12 protein-coding genes are annotated in these 15,540 nt (G+C 67.3%); 9 read left to right on the plus strand and 3 right to left on the minus strand.

Annotated elements, in window-relative coordinates:
- Positions 1 to 36: 36 nt before the first annotated feature.
- The 6 genes from ABD767_RS02550 (at position 37) to ABD767_RS02575 (ending at position 8,661) form a co-directional block, all read left to right on the plus strand.
- Positions 37 to 4,128 carry a YhdP family protein gene (locus ABD767_RS02550; RefSeq protein WP_103044045.1) on the plus strand — a complete coding sequence of 1,364 codons (4,092 nt, stop codon included), beginning with the start codon at positions 37 to 39 and terminating at the stop codon, positions 4,126 to 4,128.
- Positions 4,129 to 4,340: 212 nt separating this feature from the next.
- Complete coding sequence (locus tag ABD767_RS02555; protein WP_103044044.1) at positions 4,341 to 4,964, plus strand: exonuclease domain-containing protein; 624 nt, start codon at positions 4,341 to 4,343, stop codon at positions 4,962 to 4,964.
- Positions 4,965 to 4,984: 20 nt separating this feature from the next.
- Positions 4,985 to 5,692, plus strand: a complete 708-nt coding sequence (locus ABD767_RS02560) for an MOSC domain-containing protein (protein WP_103044043.1) — start codon at positions 4,985 to 4,987, stop codon at positions 5,690 to 5,692.
- Between the two features lie 31 nt (positions 5,693 to 5,723).
- Positions 5,724 to 6,218 (plus strand): C40 family peptidase, encoded by a 495-nt coding sequence (locus tag ABD767_RS02565; RefSeq protein ID WP_344868058.1) that lies wholly within the window; start codon positions 5,724 to 5,726, stop codon positions 6,216 to 6,218.
- A 54-nt stretch (positions 6,219 to 6,272) separates the two neighbouring features.
- A complete protein-coding gene (locus tag ABD767_RS02570) occupies positions 6,273 to 7,376 on the plus strand; it encodes a 3-deoxy-7-phosphoheptulonate synthase (RefSeq protein WP_103044041.1) in 1,104 nt (367 codons plus the stop codon).
- A 31-nt stretch (positions 7,377 to 7,407) separates the two neighbouring features.
- Positions 7,408 to 8,661 carry a nucleoside recognition domain-containing protein gene (locus ABD767_RS02575; RefSeq protein WP_103044040.1) on the plus strand — a complete coding sequence of 418 codons (1,254 nt, stop codon included), beginning with the start codon at positions 7,408 to 7,410 and terminating at the stop codon, positions 8,659 to 8,661.
- Positions 8,662 to 8,739: 78 nt separating this feature from the next.
- Here ABD767_RS02575 and ABD767_RS02580 read toward each other — a convergent pair whose 3' ends face one another.
- Complete coding sequence (locus tag ABD767_RS02580) at positions 8,740 to 9,324, minus strand: acyloxyacyl hydrolase (protein ID WP_344868061.1); 585 nt, start codon at positions 9,322 to 9,324, stop codon at positions 8,740 to 8,742.
- A 141-nt stretch (positions 9,325 to 9,465) separates the two neighbouring features.
- Positions 9,466 to 10,074: a Spy/CpxP family protein refolding chaperone gene (locus ABD767_RS02585; RefSeq protein ID WP_103044039.1), complete on the minus strand. Its 609-nt coding sequence runs from the start codon at positions 10,072 to 10,074 to the stop codon at positions 9,466 to 9,468.
- Between the two features lie 164 nt (positions 10,075 to 10,238).
- On the opposite strand from ABD767_RS02585, the gene ABD767_RS02590 reads away from it, so the two are divergent.
- From ABD767_RS02590 to ABD767_RS02600, 3 genes are all read left to right on the plus strand, one after another.
- Positions 10,239 to 11,204: a recombination-associated protein RdgC gene (locus ABD767_RS02590; protein ID WP_103044038.1), complete on the plus strand. Its 966-nt coding sequence runs from the start codon at positions 10,239 to 10,241 to the stop codon at positions 11,202 to 11,204.
- 1,162 nt (positions 11,205 to 12,366) lie between these two features.
- Positions 12,367 to 14,289, plus strand: coding sequence for a ligand-gated channel protein (locus tag ABD767_RS02595; protein ID WP_344868064.1), 1,923 nt, complete (start codon positions 12,367 to 12,369; stop codon positions 14,287 to 14,289).
- Between the two features lie 173 nt (positions 14,290 to 14,462).
- The gene (locus tag ABD767_RS02600) at positions 14,463 to 14,720 is read left to right on the plus strand and encodes a DUF3297 family protein (protein WP_103044056.1); all 258 of its coding nucleotides are present in this window, start codon (positions 14,463 to 14,465) and stop codon (positions 14,718 to 14,720) included.
- A 23-nt stretch (positions 14,721 to 14,743) separates the two neighbouring features.
- Here ABD767_RS02600 and ABD767_RS02605 read toward each other — a convergent pair whose 3' ends face one another.
- A complete protein-coding gene (locus ABD767_RS02605; protein ID WP_103044036.1) occupies positions 14,744 to 15,523 on the minus strand; it encodes an enoyl-CoA hydratase-related protein in 780 nt (259 codons plus the stop codon).
- Between the last annotated feature and the right edge of the window lie 17 nt (positions 15,524 to 15,540).

A 15,540-nucleotide genomic window follows, 5' to 3' on the forward strand; every position in this document is an offset into this window, starting at 1 on the left:
TGCGGGCCATAATGCCGGCCTCCCATCATCCCTGCCATGACTGCTCTTTTTACCCAACCCTCACGCCGGCTGGTGTTCGTGGCCCGTGCGGCGCGGTGGTTGCTGGGCATGGTGGCGGGCTTGTGGTTATTGCTGCTGGCGTGCCTGCTGGTGTTGCACGCGGCGATTGTGCCGCGTATCGACGACCTTCGCCCGTGGCTGCAGGAGCGCGCCAGCCGCGCACTGGGCGTGCCGGTGCAGCTCGGCGCGCTGGGGGCGTACAGCCACGGGCTGTTTCCGACAATCGAGGCACGCGACGTGGCCCTGCTGGATGCGCAGGGCCAGGCGGCACTGGTGCTGCCGCGCGTGCTGGCCACGGTGTCGCCGCGCTCGCTGCTGCGCCTGGGGCTGGAGCAACTGGTCGTCGAGCGCCCGCAATTGCGCGTCGAGCGCCACGCCGACGCCAGCCTGTGGATGGCCGGCCTGAAGGTGGGCGCGCCGCAGGACGGCGACGACAGCGCCGCGCTGGACTGGCTGCTGGCGCAGACCGAGCTGGTGATCACCGGCGGCGCGCTGACCTGGCACGACGCGCTGCGCGGCGCGCCGCCGCTGGCGCTGACCGAGGTGCAGCTGGTGCTGCGCAACCGCGGCTGGCAGCACCAGCTGCGCCTGGACGCCACGCCGCCACCCGGCTGGGGCGCGCGCTTTACGCTGCAGGCCCAGCTGCGCGACCCTTTGATTGCACTGCACGGCCCGGCCTGGCGCAGCACCAGCGGCCAGCTGTATGGCCATTTTCCGCAGGTGGATCTGGCGCAACTGGGACGCTACGCCGACCTGGGCCCGGTGACGCTGGCGCAGGGCCAGGGCGCACTGCGCGCCTGGGCCGACGTGCAGCGCGGCCGGCTGGGCGGCGTGAGCGCCGACCTGGCGCTGCAGCAGGTCGACGTGACGCTGGCGCCGAACCTGGAGCCGCTGGTGCTCAGCGACGTGCGCGGGCGCGTGGGCGGACAGTGGAGCGAGGCCGAGAGCCAGTGGTTTGCGCGCGACCTGCAATTCACCACCGACGACGGCCTGCGCTGGCCCGGCGGCGACCTTGAGCTGCGCTACGCAGCGGCCAACACCGCGTCGCCCCACGGCGAGCTGCAGGCCGACGGACTGGACCTGGCGGTGCTGGCGCGCATAGGCCGGCGCATTCCGCTGCAGAAGGACATGCACCAGCTGCTGCGCCGCACCGCGCCGCAGGGCGTAATGCGCCAACTGCGGGCCAGCTGGCACGGCCCGCTGGACGCGCCGCAGCAATACCAGGCGCGCGGGCGCGTGCAGGATCTGGCGCTGGGCGCGAGTGCGAGCGCCGGCACGGTCGCACAACCCAAACCGCAGCAGCCGGGCGTGCGCGGCGTGCAACTGCAGTTCGACCTGACGCAGGCCGGCGGCCAGGCACAGCTGCACGTCGACGACGGCGCGCTGGCGCTGCCCGGCGTGTTCGAAGACCCGGTGATCGCCATCGACCAGCTCAGCGCCGGCGTGCGCTGGCAGATACAGGGCGGACAGATCGAGGTGAGCAGCGACGACCTGCGCTTTGCCAATGCCGACGCCCAGGGCCAGGCGCGGCTGAACTGGAAGACGGGCCAAGGCGGGCAGCGCCTGCCCGGCGTACTCGACCTGTCGGGCAGCCTGAGCCGCGCCAACGGAGCGCGCGTGCACCGCTACCTGCCGCTGGCCGTGCCGCAAGAGGCGCGCCACTACGTGCGCGACGCGGTGCGCCAGGGGCGTGCGCGCCAGGCGCGCTTTCGCGTGCGCGGCGCGCTGGCCAACTTTCCGTTCGCCGGCGACGGACCGGGCGAGTTCCACGTCGAGGCGCAGGTCGAGGGCGTGCGCTACGACTACGTGCCCGCGTCGCTGCTGGAGCCGGACGACAAGCCCTGGCCCGCGCTCACGCAGCTGGCCGGCACGCTGGTGTTCGACGGCGCCGCAATGCAGGTGAAAAACGCCAGCGGCCGCTTTGCCGGCCAGACCAAGCTGCAGGCGCAGCCGCTGCAGGCGCGCATTGCCGATCTGGAGCACCCGGTGGTCGAGGTGGACGGCCAGGTACGCGGCCCGCTGGCCGACATGCTGGCACTGGTGCGCGGCTCGCACATCGCGCAGCTGACCGACGGCGCGCTCGACCAGGCGCAGGCCAGCGGCGCGGCGCAGCTTGACCTGCAGCTCACGCTGCCCATCGACCGGCTGGCGCAGTCCACGGTGCGCGGCAGCGTCACGCTGGCGGGCAACGAGGTGCGCTTCGTGCCGGCCGCGCCCAAGGTCAGCGCCGCGCGCGGCCAGGTGCAGTTCACCGAGGGCGGCTTCACGCTGGCGGGCGTCCAGGGCCAGGCACTGGGCGGGCCGGTGCAGCTGTCGGGCGGCATGCAGACGGCCAAGGACGGCGCACCCGAAGTGCAGGTGCGCGCCAGTGGCACGGCCAGCGCCGAGGGCCTGCGCGCAGCGCCCGAGCTGCCCATCGTCGCCCAGCTTGCGCAGCACGCCAGCGGCAGCAGCGCCTACACGCTAGCGCTTGGAGTGCGCCGCGGCCAGCCCGAGATCACCGTCACCACCGACCTGCAGGGCATGGCGCTGGACGCGCCTGCGCCGCTGGGCAAGGCGGCCGACACGCGCCAGAGCGTGCGCGTGAGCACCCAGCTGAGCGACGCGGCCGCCGCCGGCGCGCAGACGCCGCTGACCGACCTGCTGACCGTCGACCTGGACACGCTGGGCCGGCTGCAGTGGCTGCGCGCGCTGCAGGGCGACGATGCACGCGTGCTTGCCGGGCGCCTGGACATCGGCACCGGCACAACCGGCCCACTGCCCGCGCGCGGCGTGCAGGCGCACGCCGAGCTGCCGGCCATCGACGTTGACGCCTGGAGCGCGCTGCTGGCGCCGCCCGCGAGCGCAAGCGCTGGCGCCGCTGCCGCCACACCCGCATCCGCGCTGGGCGACGAAGCGCGGCAATACCTGCCGACGACCATCACGCTGCAGACGCCCCGGCTGGGCACCCAGGCGCGCCAGTTGCACGACGTGCGCCTGAGCGCGACGCGCGAGGATTTGCTGTGGCGCTCCCAGGTGCAGGCGCGCGAGCTGCAGGGCAGCGTGCACTACCAGATGCCCGACGACAAAACGCCCCAGGGCCAGTTGGTCGCGCGGCTGCAGCGGCTGGAGATTGCGCAAAGCAGCAGCGAGTCGACCGACGCGGCGCTGGACGCGCTGCTCAACCCGCGCCAGCCCAGCCATCTGCCCGGGCTGGACATCGTTGTCGAACACTTCACGCTGCATGGCAAGCGCCTGGGCCAGCTGCACATCAACGCGCACAACCACACGGCCGACAACCAGCAGCGCGAGTGGCGGCTGACACGCTTTGACCTGAGCACGCCCGAGGCGCGCTTCAGCTCGCGCGGCAACTGGGCGCTGCTGGGCAGCGGCGGCGCAGGCGCCCAGGCGCTGCGGCGCACCGTGCTCACCTTCACGCTGGACATCGACGATGCGGGCGCGCTGCTCGACCGCCTGGGCATGGACGGCGTGCTGCGCAAGGGCCACGGCAAGATCGACGGGCAGATCGGCTGGCTGGGCTCGCCTCTGTCGCCCGACACGCACAGCATGGGCGGGCAGCTGCACATGGACGTGCAGACCGGCCAGTTCCTGAAGGCCGACCCCGGCCTGGCGCGGCTGCTGGGCGTGCTCAGCCTGCAGTCGCTGCCGCGGCGGCTGACGCTGGACTTTCGCGACATCTTCAGCGAGGGTTTTGCGTTTGATTTCGTGCGCGGCGACGCCCGGGTGGCACAGGGCGTGGCGTCTACCAACAACCTGCAGATGAAGGGCGTGAACGCCGCCGTGCTGATGGAAGGCAGCGCCGACCTGGTGCACGAGACGCAGAACCTGCACGTCGTCATCGTCCCCGAGATCAACGCGATGACCGCCTCGCTCGTAGCCACCGCCATCAACCCGGTGATCGGCCTGGGGAGTTTTCTCGCCCAGGCCTTTCTGCGCGGCCCCCTCATCGAGGCGGCCACCCAGGAGTTTCGCATCGACGGATCCTGGGCCGCACCGCGGGTGGAGCGCGTGGCGCGCAAGAGCGGGGAAAAGGGGCCGGCGGGCGAGGGGCAGCAGCCTCAACAGTAGTCGCGTCGCAGAGCGCATTGGCGAGCCACTTCCCAGTTTTTATCGTCTCCCGGGAAGGTTTGAACCGTACGATTTTTTCGTATGGTTGCTCCGAACCTGTTGCTTGTACCAGTTGGAGCTTCAAATCTGACCAATATCGGCAGGCATTGAGCCTGGCTTCACAATCAAGCCTGTTGCGCCCCAAATACCACTCACCATCCACCGTTTTCCTCATGCCCTCCCCCATCGCCGTCATCGACTTTGAAACCACCGGCATGACGCCCGCGCACGGCGCGCGGGCGACCGAGGTGGGCATTGTTCTGGTGCAGCAGGGCCGGGTGGTCGACCGCTTTGCCAGCCTGATGTACACGGGCGTGCCGATTCCGCGCTTCATTGCCGAGATGACGGGCATCACAAACGCCATGCTGCGCGAGGCACCGCCGGCGGCGCAGGTGATGCGCGAGGCGGCACGCTTTGTCGGCGACGCGCCGATGGTGGCGCACAACGCGGCGTTCGACAGCAAGTTCTGGCAGGCCGAGCTGGCGCTGCTGGGCCTCGCGGCGTCCCAGCCGTATGCCTGCACGGTGCTGCTGAGCCGGCGCATCTACCCCGACGCGCCCAGCCACAAGCTGGGCCGTTTGACCGATCACCTGGGCCTGCCGCGGCCGGGGCGCGCGCACCGCGCGCTGGCCGACGCCGAAATGGCCGCCGCGCTGCTGGCGGCGATGCAGCAGCGGCTGCAAGACAGCTACGGCCTGCCCTGGCCCGACCACGCTCAGCTGATGCAGCTGCAGCGCTGCACGCCCAAGACCCTGGCGCGCATGCTGCAACCGACTTTGGCCGTCCAATCGGAGTGAATCCCTCAACCACAACCGCCATGTCTTCTACCGCCCGCGTCATTGGCCAGATCCACACCGTGCTGCGCGGCACGGTGCAACCCTATCCGCGCCCGGACGGCAGCGCCGGCGACCGCAGCGCGATTGACAAGCATCCGGTGGCCGGCCCGGTGGCCGTACGCGCGCTCGGGCTGGAGGGCGACGAGCAAGGCAATTTGCGCGTGCACGGCGGGCCGGACAAGGCGGTACACCACTACGCGCAGGAGCACTACCCGCTGTGGCGCGCCGAGCTGGGCGAGCTGCCGGTGCTGCAGCAACCAGGCGCCTTTGGCGAGAACCTGGCGAGCACCGGCGTGACCGAGGCCAGCCTGTGCTGGGGCGACCAGGTGCGCATTGGCAGCACGCTGCTTGAGCTGGCGCAGCTGCGCCAGCCCTGCTGGAAGCTGAACGTGCGCTTTGGCCAGCGCGACATGGCGCTGCGTCTGCAGCGCACCGGGCGCACTGGCTGGTACTGGCGCGTACTGCAAGAAGGGCAGTTGCAGGCGGGCGATGCCATCGAGCTAGTGGCGCGCCCTCACCCTGAATGGCCGCTCACGCGCGTGGTCGACGTGCTGTACCACCACGCGCTGGATCGCACCCAGCTGCAGCAGCTGGCGCAGCTGCGCCTGCCCGCGTCGTGGGAGAAGCTGGTGCAGGCGCGCCTGGAGCATGGCCAGGTAGAGGATTGGGCGCGCCGCGTGCATGGCTGACGCTGCCGTCGATACGCTAAGCTCACCCGCCATGGCGGCCCCACAGATCGATCAACCCCGGCGGCGCTGGCTGGCGCTGGCGCCCGTGCTGGTGTTGGCCGCCTGCTCCAGCGCGCCGCCGCGGCGCACCTCCGCACCCGCGTATTCGCGCCTGTCGAGCGAGCAGGCCAGCGACATCGCCATCCACGCGCTGGGCCTGGTGGGCACGCCCTACCGCTGGGGCGGCAACACGCCCGACGGTGGTTTTGACTGCAGCGGCCTGATTGGCTACGTCTACCGCAGCCGCACCGGGCTGGCGCCGCCGCGCACCGTGGCGCAACTCAATGACTTTGGCTTCGACGTCGACCAAGGCGAGTTGCGCAGCGGCGACCTGGTCGTCTTTGGCGGGCGCAGGCCCACGCACGCGGGCATTTACGTCGGCCAGGGCCGCTTCGTACACGCGCCGTCCAGCGGCGGCACGGTGCGCGTGGATCGGCTCGACGGCCCGTACTGGTCGCGCCAGGCAACCGCGTATCGCCGGCCTTGACGCGCGCAGCCCACAGGCGCCGCCCTTCCTGATTTTTCTCTCGACTCTTTTCCCATGACCACGCTTCACACCCAAGGCGCCCCGCGCACGCAGGACACCACCCGCATCGACGACTTGCGCATCAAGACGGTGCGCCCCCTGATCACCCCGGCCATCCTCGAAGAATGGCTGCCCGCGCCCGACGCGGCGCAAGACCTGGTCGAGGCCAGCCGCCGCGCGCTCTCGCGCGTGCTGCATGGCAAGGACGACCGGCTCATCGTCGTCGTCGGGCCGTGCTCCATCCACGACCATGGCCAGGCCATGGAGTACGCGCGCCGGCTCAAGGCCCAGGCCGATGCGCTGGCGCAGGATTTGCTGGTCGTGATGCGCGTGTACTTTGAAAAGCCCCGCACCACGATCGGCTGGAAGGGCTACATCAACGACCCGCGCATGGATGGCAGCTACGCGATCAACGAGGGGCTTGAGCGCGCCCGCGCGCTGCTGCTGGACGTGCTGGCGCTGGGCCTGCCGGTGGGCACCGAGTTTCTGGATCTGCTCAGCCCGCAGTACATCAGCGACCTGGTGAGCTGGGGCGCGATTGGCGCACGCACCACCGAGAGCCAGAGCCACCGCCAGCTGGCCAGCGGCCTGAGCTGCCCGGTGGGCTTCAAGAACGGCACCGACGGCGGCGTGAAGGTGGCCGTCGACGCGATGCTGTCGGCGCAGGCGCCCCACGCCTTCATGGGCATGACCAAGATGGGGCAGGCGGCGATCTTCGAGACGCGCGGCAACCAGGACTGCCACGTCATTCTGCGCGGCGGCAAGGCGCCCAACTACAGCGCGGCCGACGTGCAGGCCGCCTGCGCGCTGCTGGAAAAGTCGGGGCTGCGCCCGCAGGTGATGATCGACTGCTCGCACGCCAACAGCAGCAAGCAGCACGCGCGCCAGATCGTCGTGGCGCAAGACATTGCCGGGCAGATTTCGGCGGGCGATGCGCGCATCACCGGCGTGATGATCGAGAGCAACCTGGAGGAGGGCCGCCAGGATCATGTGGCCGGCAAGCCGCTGGCGCACGGCGTGTCGGTGACCGACGCCTGCATCAGCTTCGGGCAGACGGTGCCGGTGCTCGAAGGCCTGGCTGCTGCGGTGCGCGCGCGCCGCGCCGCACGCACAGCCTGAACCACACGCCCCCCGACCGCCCAGAACCGCGATGGCGCTCAACCGCATCTGGTCGGCCTTCTTCCTGGTCGCCTTTGCCACCGCCTGCTGGCGCTGGTGGCAGGGCGACGCGCAGATCTTCCAGGCCCTGATGACGGCCAGCTTCGACAGCGCGCGTGCCGGCTTCGAGATCTCGCTGGGCCTGGCCGGCGTGATGGCGCTGTGGCTTGGCCTGATGCGCGTGGGCGAGCAGGCCGGCATGGTGCAGCTGCTGGCGCGGCTGGCGCAGCCGCTGTTTCGCCGCCTGTTTCCGGGCGTACCGGCCGACCACCCGGCACAGGGCGCGATGACGATGAACCTGTCGGCCAACCTGCTGGGGCTGGACAACGCTGCCACGCCGCTGGGTCTGACCGCGATGCGCGAGCTGCAAACACTCAACCGCGAGAGCGAAGGCACGGCCAGCAACGCGCAGATCATGTTCGTCGTGATGAACACCGCCGGGCTGACGCTGATTCCGACCTCGGTGATCGCGATCCGCCAGAGCGTGGCGCTGCGCCAGGGACTGGGCGCGGGCTTCAATGCGGCCGACATTTTTTTGCCGACGCTGCTGGTCACGCTGGCCGGGCTGCTGGCCGGCGTGCTGGCCGTGGCAGTGCGCCAGCGCCTGCCGCTGTGGCGCCCGCGCGCGCTGCTGACGCTGGCCGCCGCCGCCGGCCTGCCGCTGGCGCTGGTGGCCTTTCTGGCGCGCCTGCCGGCCGATCAGGCCGCGCTGTGGGCCGGCACCGTGGGCGCGGCCAGCATTCTGGCGGTCATCGTGCTGTTCGTGGTGGCGGCCGCGTGGCGGCGCGTCAATGCGTACGACGCCTTCATCGACGGTGCACGCCAGGGCTTTGGCGTGGCCGTGGACATCGTTCCCTACCTGGTCGCCATTCTGGTGGCCATTGGCTGGTTTCGCGCCGCCGGCTGCATGGACATGCTGCTGGACGCGCTGCGCCTTGTGGTGACCGCGCTGGGCTTGAACACCGACTTTCTGCCGGCGCTGCCCGTGGGGCTGATGAAGGTGCTGTCAGGCGCGGGCGCGCGCGGACTGATGATCGACGTGCTGCAGACGCACGGCGTCGAGTCATTCGCCGGGCGGCTGGCGGCCATCATCCAGGGCTCGACCGAGACCACCTTCTACGTGCTGGCGGTGTACTTTGGCAGCGTCGGCGTCAAGCACACGCGCCACGCGCTGGCCTGCGCGCTGTGGGCTGACCTGGTGGGGCTGGTGGCGGCGGTTGCGCTGGCGTACGTCCTCTGGCATTGACGCGGCTTGCCGTACACGGATCGCGGCGAGGGCGCCGCAATGAATGCACCGACCGGCGGGCGCAGCCGCCGGATCAGATCAGTAATGCAGCGCGTAGCGCACCTGGATGAAGTTCTCGCCCGGATTGGGGTGCTTGATGCCGGCGTTGGACAGGTGCTCGATGCGCAACTGCAACTCGTGGCGGCGCTGCGCGCCCAGGTGGATGCCGACGCCGATGTGGTCGGCAAAGTTGAAGCGCGTGCTGAACTCGCGCGCCGGCGTGTAGTAGCGGTGGTCGGCATAGGTCAGGCCTATGCCGGCCTGGACAAACCAGGACGAGCGGCCCTGGTTGGAATACCAGCGCAGCGTGGGCGTCACGCCCAGCAGGTTCAGGCTGTCGTTGCCTCCGGGGCCCCGATCGAACGACCAGCGGCTGTAGTAGACGTCCCACAGGCCGCGCAACTGGCCGCCCCACAGCGCCATGCTCCAGCCGTCCCAGGGCAGCATGAGGCCGACGGTGGCGGCGCTGGTGCCATGCCTGGCCCACTGGCCTTGCAGGTAGACGGCGGGGGTGTTGGCAAAAGTGCCGGCGGATGGGGCCTGTGCCTGGACTGGCGTCATGGCCAGGCTGGCGGCGGCGCCGGCCAGGGCGGCGCTCAGTCGAAGGGTGAACAGGGAGGTCATTGGGAATCCTTTGCCTTCCTATTGTGTAACGAAACTGCAACGGCTGAACGCAAAAAGGCCTCACCACGGGGATGAGGCCTTGCCGCTGATTGCCTGGCCCGGCGGCGCAGTTGCGCCGCCGGACATGGACGGGAGCTTGACTCAGGTATTGGGCTGGCCTGCAGCACCTTGCGGCGCCGGCTGGGGTGTGTGGCGCGGGCCGTGGCCCTTCCAGCCCTGGTGGTCACCGCGGTGGTGCTTCATGGCGTGGCCGCGGTGCTCGCTGCCACGGTGATCCTTGGCCATCCAGCGGTTGCCTTGTTCGTCCAGCGTTTTTTGCTGGTCAGGCGTCAGCGCGGCGTACAGCGTCTTGAGCGCGTCGCCGCGGCGGTCGGCGTCGGCGCCTTGCTGGGCACGCAGCGCACGCATGTGGTCGACGCGCTCGGGCGTGGTCAGCTTGCGCAGATCCTGGCGCTCGATGCGGGCGTGCTGGCTGGGCTGCATCGCCTGCACGAAGGCGTCCCAGGCGCCTTGCTGCTGCGGCGTGATCTGCAGCTTCTGCTTGAACGCATCCATGCGCTGGGCCATGGCCTGCTGGCGCTGCTCGGGCGTCAGGGCGCGGCGCTGCTGGCGCTCGGCGCGCGGGGGCTTGTCCTGCTGCACGGCGGCGGCGCCATCTGCGGCCGGGGCGGCCATGGTGGGCGCTGCGCCCAGAACCATCAGGGCCGAGGCCAGGCTGGCGACGAGGGTGGTCTTGGTGAATCGGATCATGGTGCTTCCTTTGCGTTGGGGTTCACGATGACTGCAGTTTGCGCGGCCGATGTTGCGTTGCAATGTGCGTGTGCATCGCCTGTGTAAAGTTCTGTCCAGTTGATCCGCACGCCGCCACAGGCGCCCGGGCATCAGCGTTTTTTTGTTTGTTGGAAGGAAATCAGGTGTTCAAGAATCTCATCGTTTACCGCATTGCGCAGGACTGGCAGGGCGATCTGTCGGCCGTCGAGCAGGCGCTGGCCAAGACGCCATTCGTCGCCTGCGGCGCTACGCAGGAACATTCCAGCGGCTGGGTGCCGCCACGCGGCGAAGCGCATGGCCTGCTGGCCGAGAGCGTGGGCGGGCAGTGGATTCTGCGCTTCATGGCCGAGTCCAAGGTGCTGCCCGCCAGCGTGCTGGCGCGCAAGGTGCAGGAGAAGGCCGAGCAGATCGAGCAGCAGACCGGACGCAAGCCCGGCAAGAAGGAAAGCAAGGAGCTCAAGGACGAGGCGCGGCTGGATCTGCTGCCGATGGCCTTCACCAAGCTGGGAACGACATGGGTGTGGATCGACCCGCAGGCGCACCTGTTGGCGCTGGACACGTCCAGCCAGGGGCGGGCGGATGAGATCACGACCGCGCTGGTCGAGGCTCTGCCGGGGCTGTCTCTGGCGCTGCTGGACACGCAGACCAGCCCCCAGGCGGCAATGGCGCACTGGCTGGTGTCGCAGGAGGCGCCGGCCGGCTTTTCCATCGACCGAGAGTGCGAGCTCAAGAGCGCAGGAGAGGACAAGGCGGTGGTGCGCTATGCCCGCCACCCGCTGGACATCGACGAGGTACGCGAGCACATCCAGGCCGGCAAGCTGCCGACCAAGCTGGCGCTGACCTGGGACGATCGGGTGCACTTTGTGCTGACCGAGGGGCTGCAGTTGAAAAAACTGGCATTTGCCGACGTGGTGATGGAAGGCCAGACGCAGGACGACGGCGGATTTGACGCCGACGTGGCCATTGCGACCACTGAGCTGGGCCAGATGGTGGCCGACCTGATCCTGGCGCTGGATGGGGAAGGGCGCAGCGCGGCGCCGGCGGGCCAGCCCGGCGCGCCCATGCCGCTCACCGGCAGCGACCAGCCGGAGAACGACGCGCCGTTCTGAGCCGCGCCGAAGCAAAAGACAGGGCGGCGAAGCCGTGGTCGCAACGCCGCTATTGTTCTTCCTGTATTCAATATTTAAAGATAGTCGTAGTAGTAGAAGACCACGCGATGCTGTGGAAAAGTAATTTTTCTTACATCAAATCAACTGCTTGACGCTCGACAAACCCTGGGTAGCACGCCCGGGGTTTGTGTCTTGTGCATTGGGGACAGACCGCGCGGTCACGCGCCATCTGTGGAAAACACCTGACTTTTCCTGAAACCCTGCCCAGGTTTATCCACAAACACATTCCGCCATCTGGAGACTGCGTGTCCTGGAGGCCGGTTTACTCGCTCGCCAGATGGTCTGCGCGGGCTTGTGCGCCTCCAGGTGCGTTTTGTTGTCCTGGGGACGGGTCGGAGCGTTTCACTGCGTTCTGGGTGGCGTTGGGCGCGCTGTTCGTCCTTGAGCGCTGGATACGGACTTGCCGGTAAGTCCATAAGTCCCGATTTGCAAACGAAGCACGGCAGGTCGCCGTTGGTGCCGCTGCGATTTCAAACGCTTTGAAAGAATCCAATCCCGCGAATGGGAAAAGGTGAGAGGGGCAGTGTCGATTTGCACGACTATGGTTGTCATTATTTCTATCTCTTTAATTAGTAATAGTAGTAGGCCAGCCATCAAACTGTGGACAACTACATTTTTTGTCTATGAATCAATGATTTGCGATTCATTGAATCCTTGGGATGAGACGGTGCGCGAGCTGACACCGAAATGGGGACAAAAACGCCGTGCCGGCATGGCTTGTGGACAACTGGCCACTTGTGCCGGCACTGTCCCCAGCTTGATCCACAAGGGACATCCATGCTGCATCCGGCGGCAAAAATGCCGGCCAGGATCGCCATCGCGCCGTTGATGCCGATGCGTGCCGACAGTGGACGCGCCCGGCTCTGCAGGTCTTGCCCCGTCTGGAAATACGTCCCAAAGGCTGTACGCACCCGGTGGTTGACGCTCGAAAGAGCATGTTTTTGATGTAGGTCGTGTTTTCTTTCCTGGGTGTGTTGCCAAGGTAAATCAAGCGTAAATTTTCGTTAAGATAACAAGACTGATTCTCATACGCATTACTTTTATCTTCATGGCACATCCTCCCTCTTCCATCCTTTGTCCTTCTTCCTTTGCCGCCGCCATCGTGGCGCTGGGCCTGGCCTCTCCTGCCTTGGCGCAGTCGGCGCCAGACGCCAGAACCCTGGACACCATGGTGATCACGGCTTCGGGTTTTGAGCAGGCGGTGGAAGATGCACCGGCTTCAATCACCGTGATTCCTCGTGGTGAGTTGGAGAAAAAGGCTTATCGCGATGTGACCGATGCCTTGCGCGACGTGCCCGGTGTGCTGGTGACCGGTGGCGGCAGTTCCAGCGACATCAGCATTCGCGGCATGGGAGCGGGTTACACGATGATTCTGGTCGACGGCAGGCGCCAGAACTCGCGCGAGACTCGCCCCAACAGCGACGGTTCCGGGATCGAGCAAGGCTGGTTGCCGCCGATCAGCGCCATCGAGCGCATCGAGGTGGTGCGTGGACCAATGTCGTCGCTGTATGGCTCGGATGCGATGGGTGGCGTGATCAACATCATCACCCGCAAGGTGGCCAAGGCCTGGACTGGCACGGTGCGCGCCGAGACGACGCAGCAGGAATCCTCGGACGCGGGAGATATGTACCAGGCGGGATTTTTCCTCGGTGGTCCGGTCAAAGATGACGTGCTGGGTCTGCAGATCTATGGCCAGAAGTCGCGCCGCAACGAGGATCGTTTCCTCAATGGCTTCAACAAGCAGGACACGGGCTCGGGCACGGTCAAGCTCAGCCTTGCTCCCAACAAGGATCACGATTTGGTGTTCGAGGCCAGCCATACCAAGCAGGAGCGCGGTACGACGGCGGGCAGGAGTGGCAATACCTCGTCGTTGAGCGACTATGACAAGACCTTGTACGCACTGACGCACACCGGACGCTGGGCCGTCGGAACGTCCACCACCTATTTGCAGCAAGAGGAGGTGGACAACCCGGGGCGGAGCATGAACATCAAGAACACCGAGTTCAACAGCCAGCTGACCATGCCGTTGGGCGGCGGCCGGCATTTGACGACGGTGGGCATGTCATTCAAAAACGAAGATCTGCTGGACAACGGCAACAAGCTCGGTCGGCTGGAACGCTACCAGTGGGCGTTGTTTGCCGAGAACGAATGGAGCATGACCGACAGCTTTGCGCTGACCACCGGCCTGCGCATGAACAAGGATGAAAACTACGGCACGCACTGGACTCCGCGCCTGTATGGCGTATGGAAGGCCACCGAGATGTTCAGCTTCAAGGGAGGTATTTCTGCTGGCTTCAAGGCGCCGGGTTTGCGCAGTGCTGCGGGGCAATTGACCGGAGGCGGCGGTGACCCGGCCTGGATCATCGGCAACCCCAATTTGAAGCCCGAGAAAAGCACCAGCCAGGAAATCGGTGTGATTTGGGACAACCGCAGCAATCTGAACGCCAGCCTGATGCTGTTCAACACCGAGTTCAAGGACAAGATCACCGAGATACGCAGCTGCTCGGATACGGCGGGCAATGGAAGCGCGATCGTGACCGGCAACTGCGTCTACAACGGCACCACGTACAAGTTTTTGAGCGACCGGGTCAACGTGGACAAGGCCAATATGCGCGGCATCGAGGCCACGGCGACCTGGGCGATCCAGGAGGGCTTGCGCCTGACTTCCAATTACACCTATACGCGCTCGGAGCAAAAGAGCGGCGACTTCAAGGGGCGGCCGCTCAACAAGATGCCCAAGCACATGCTTAACGCCACGCTGGATTGGAAAGCCACCCAGGCGCTGGGTGTCTGGGGCCGGATGAACTTCCGAAGCAAAACGTCCGAATACCTGAGCCGCACCAGCATGGCCCAGGGAACGCCGTCGTTCGCCTTCGTGGATCTGGGCCTGAATTACGCCCTGTCCAGGAACGTCAAGCTGGGCGCAGGCATTTACAACCTGCTGGACAAGCGGGTGGATTACTCCACCTACGGTGCGCAATACGACGGCCGCCGCTACTGGATGAATGTGACGGCCGGCTTCTGATTCGTGCATCTGATGGACAGCAGCGGGCCGACGGCGATGTTGAACAACATCCAGCAGTTGCGCCAGGCCTATCGCGCAGCGGGCGTGCAGTAAACTTTGGCGCGGTGGCCGGCGGCGCAGCCGCCACCGAGCGCCGCCCTTTCTTCCCTCTGCACTTTCGCCTGGTTTGCACCGTGACCGATTCTTCCCTGATTGCCCTGCCTGACCGCCTTGCCGTCGACCCGCGCAGCCCCCACCATGTGGCGGCGATTTTTCAGCAGCCGATAGACATTGGCGTGCGCTTCAACGGCAAGGAGCGTGTGGACGTCGAGGAATACTGCGTCAGCGAGGGTTGGATCAAGGTGCCCGCCGGCAAGACGCGCGACCGCAAGGGACGACCGCTGCTGATCACGCTCAAGGGGAGCGTCGAGGTGTTCTACCAGACCGCCTGACGGCCATTCATGTCGCAGCGGGCCTATTGACCCTTGAATTGCGGCGCGCGCTTGGCAAAAAAGGCTTCCAGCCCTTCGCGCAGGTCTTCGGTGCGTGCGCAGGCGTCAAACGACTGGGCCTCGGCCTGCAGCTGCGGGGCCAGGTCGCGGTCAAAACTGGAGCGCATCAGCCGGCGCATGTGGCCGTAGGCGCGCGTTGGCCCGCTGGCCAGGCGCTGGGCAAAGGCTTGGGCAGCGTCCTCCAGCTCGGCGGCCGGCAGCACGCGGTTGACCAGGCCCAGGCGCAGCGCTTCATCCGCACCAAAGGTCTCGCCCAGCATGGCGATCTCCAGTGCGTGGCGCAGACCCACCAGGCGCGGAAGCGCCCAGGACGCGCCGACGTCGCAGCTGGTGCCCAGATTGATGTAGGCCAGGTTGAACTTGGTGCCCTCGGCCGCCAGGACGAAGTCGCACATCAGCATCAGCGACAGGCCGGCGCCGGCCGCGGCTCCGTGCACCTGGGCTATGACTGGAGCGTCCAGGTTCTGCAGCAGCAGCATGGCTTCGTTGAGTGGTGTGAGCAGCGCACGCGCACCCTGTACCGGATCGGCGCGCAGCAGCGCCAGGTCGCCGCCAGCGACGAAGGCGCGGCCCGAGCCCTTGAGCAGTACGGCGCGCACGCTGGTGTCCTGCGCAATGCTTTGCACTGCCGCCAGCAGCGCCTGGGCGGTGTCCAAATCCAGGGCGTTCATGGCCTCTGGGCGGTTGAATTGCAGCGTGGCGATGGCGCCCTGGCGGGTGACGAGCAGGGGGGTGGTGGTCATATGGATTTACTTTTGGT

It is taken from the genome of Comamonas faecalis, from assembly GCF_039538025.1.
GTDB lineage: Bacteria > Pseudomonadota > Gammaproteobacteria > Burkholderiales > Burkholderiaceae_C > Comamonas_C > Comamonas_C faecalis.

Excerpts from the sequence above, each read along its gene's own strand:
- ABD767_RS02550 (WP_103044045.1), top strand. The coding sequence starts at position 37 with ATGACTGCTCTTTTTACCCAACCCTCACGCCGGCTGGTGTTCGTGGCC.
- ABD767_RS02555 (WP_103044044.1), top strand. The coding sequence starts at position 4,341 with ATGCCCTCCCCCATCGCCGTCATCGACTTTGAAACCACCGGCATGACG.
- ABD767_RS02560 (WP_103044043.1), top strand. The coding sequence starts at position 4,985 with ATGTCTTCTACCGCCCGCGTCATTGGCCAGATCCACACCGTGCTGCGC.
- ABD767_RS02565 (WP_344868058.1), top strand. The coding sequence starts at position 5,724 with ATGGCGGCCCCACAGATCGATCAACCCCGGCGGCGCTGGCTGGCGCTG.
- ABD767_RS02570 (WP_103044041.1), top strand. The coding sequence starts at position 6,273 with ATGACCACGCTTCACACCCAAGGCGCCCCGCGCACGCAGGACACCACC.
- ABD767_RS02575 (WP_103044040.1), top strand. The coding sequence starts at position 7,408 with ATGGCGCTCAACCGCATCTGGTCGGCCTTCTTCCTGGTCGCCTTTGCC.
- ABD767_RS02580 (WP_344868061.1), bottom strand. The coding sequence starts at position 9,324 with ATGACCTCCCTGTTCACCCTTCGACTGAGCGCCGCCCTGGCCGGCGCC.
- ABD767_RS02585 (WP_103044039.1), bottom strand. The coding sequence starts at position 10,074 with ATGATCCGATTCACCAAGACCACCCTCGTCGCCAGCCTGGCCTCGGCC.
- ABD767_RS02605 (WP_103044036.1), bottom strand. The coding sequence starts at position 15,523 with ATGACCACCACCCCCCTGCTCGTCACCCGCCAGGGCGCCATCGCCACG.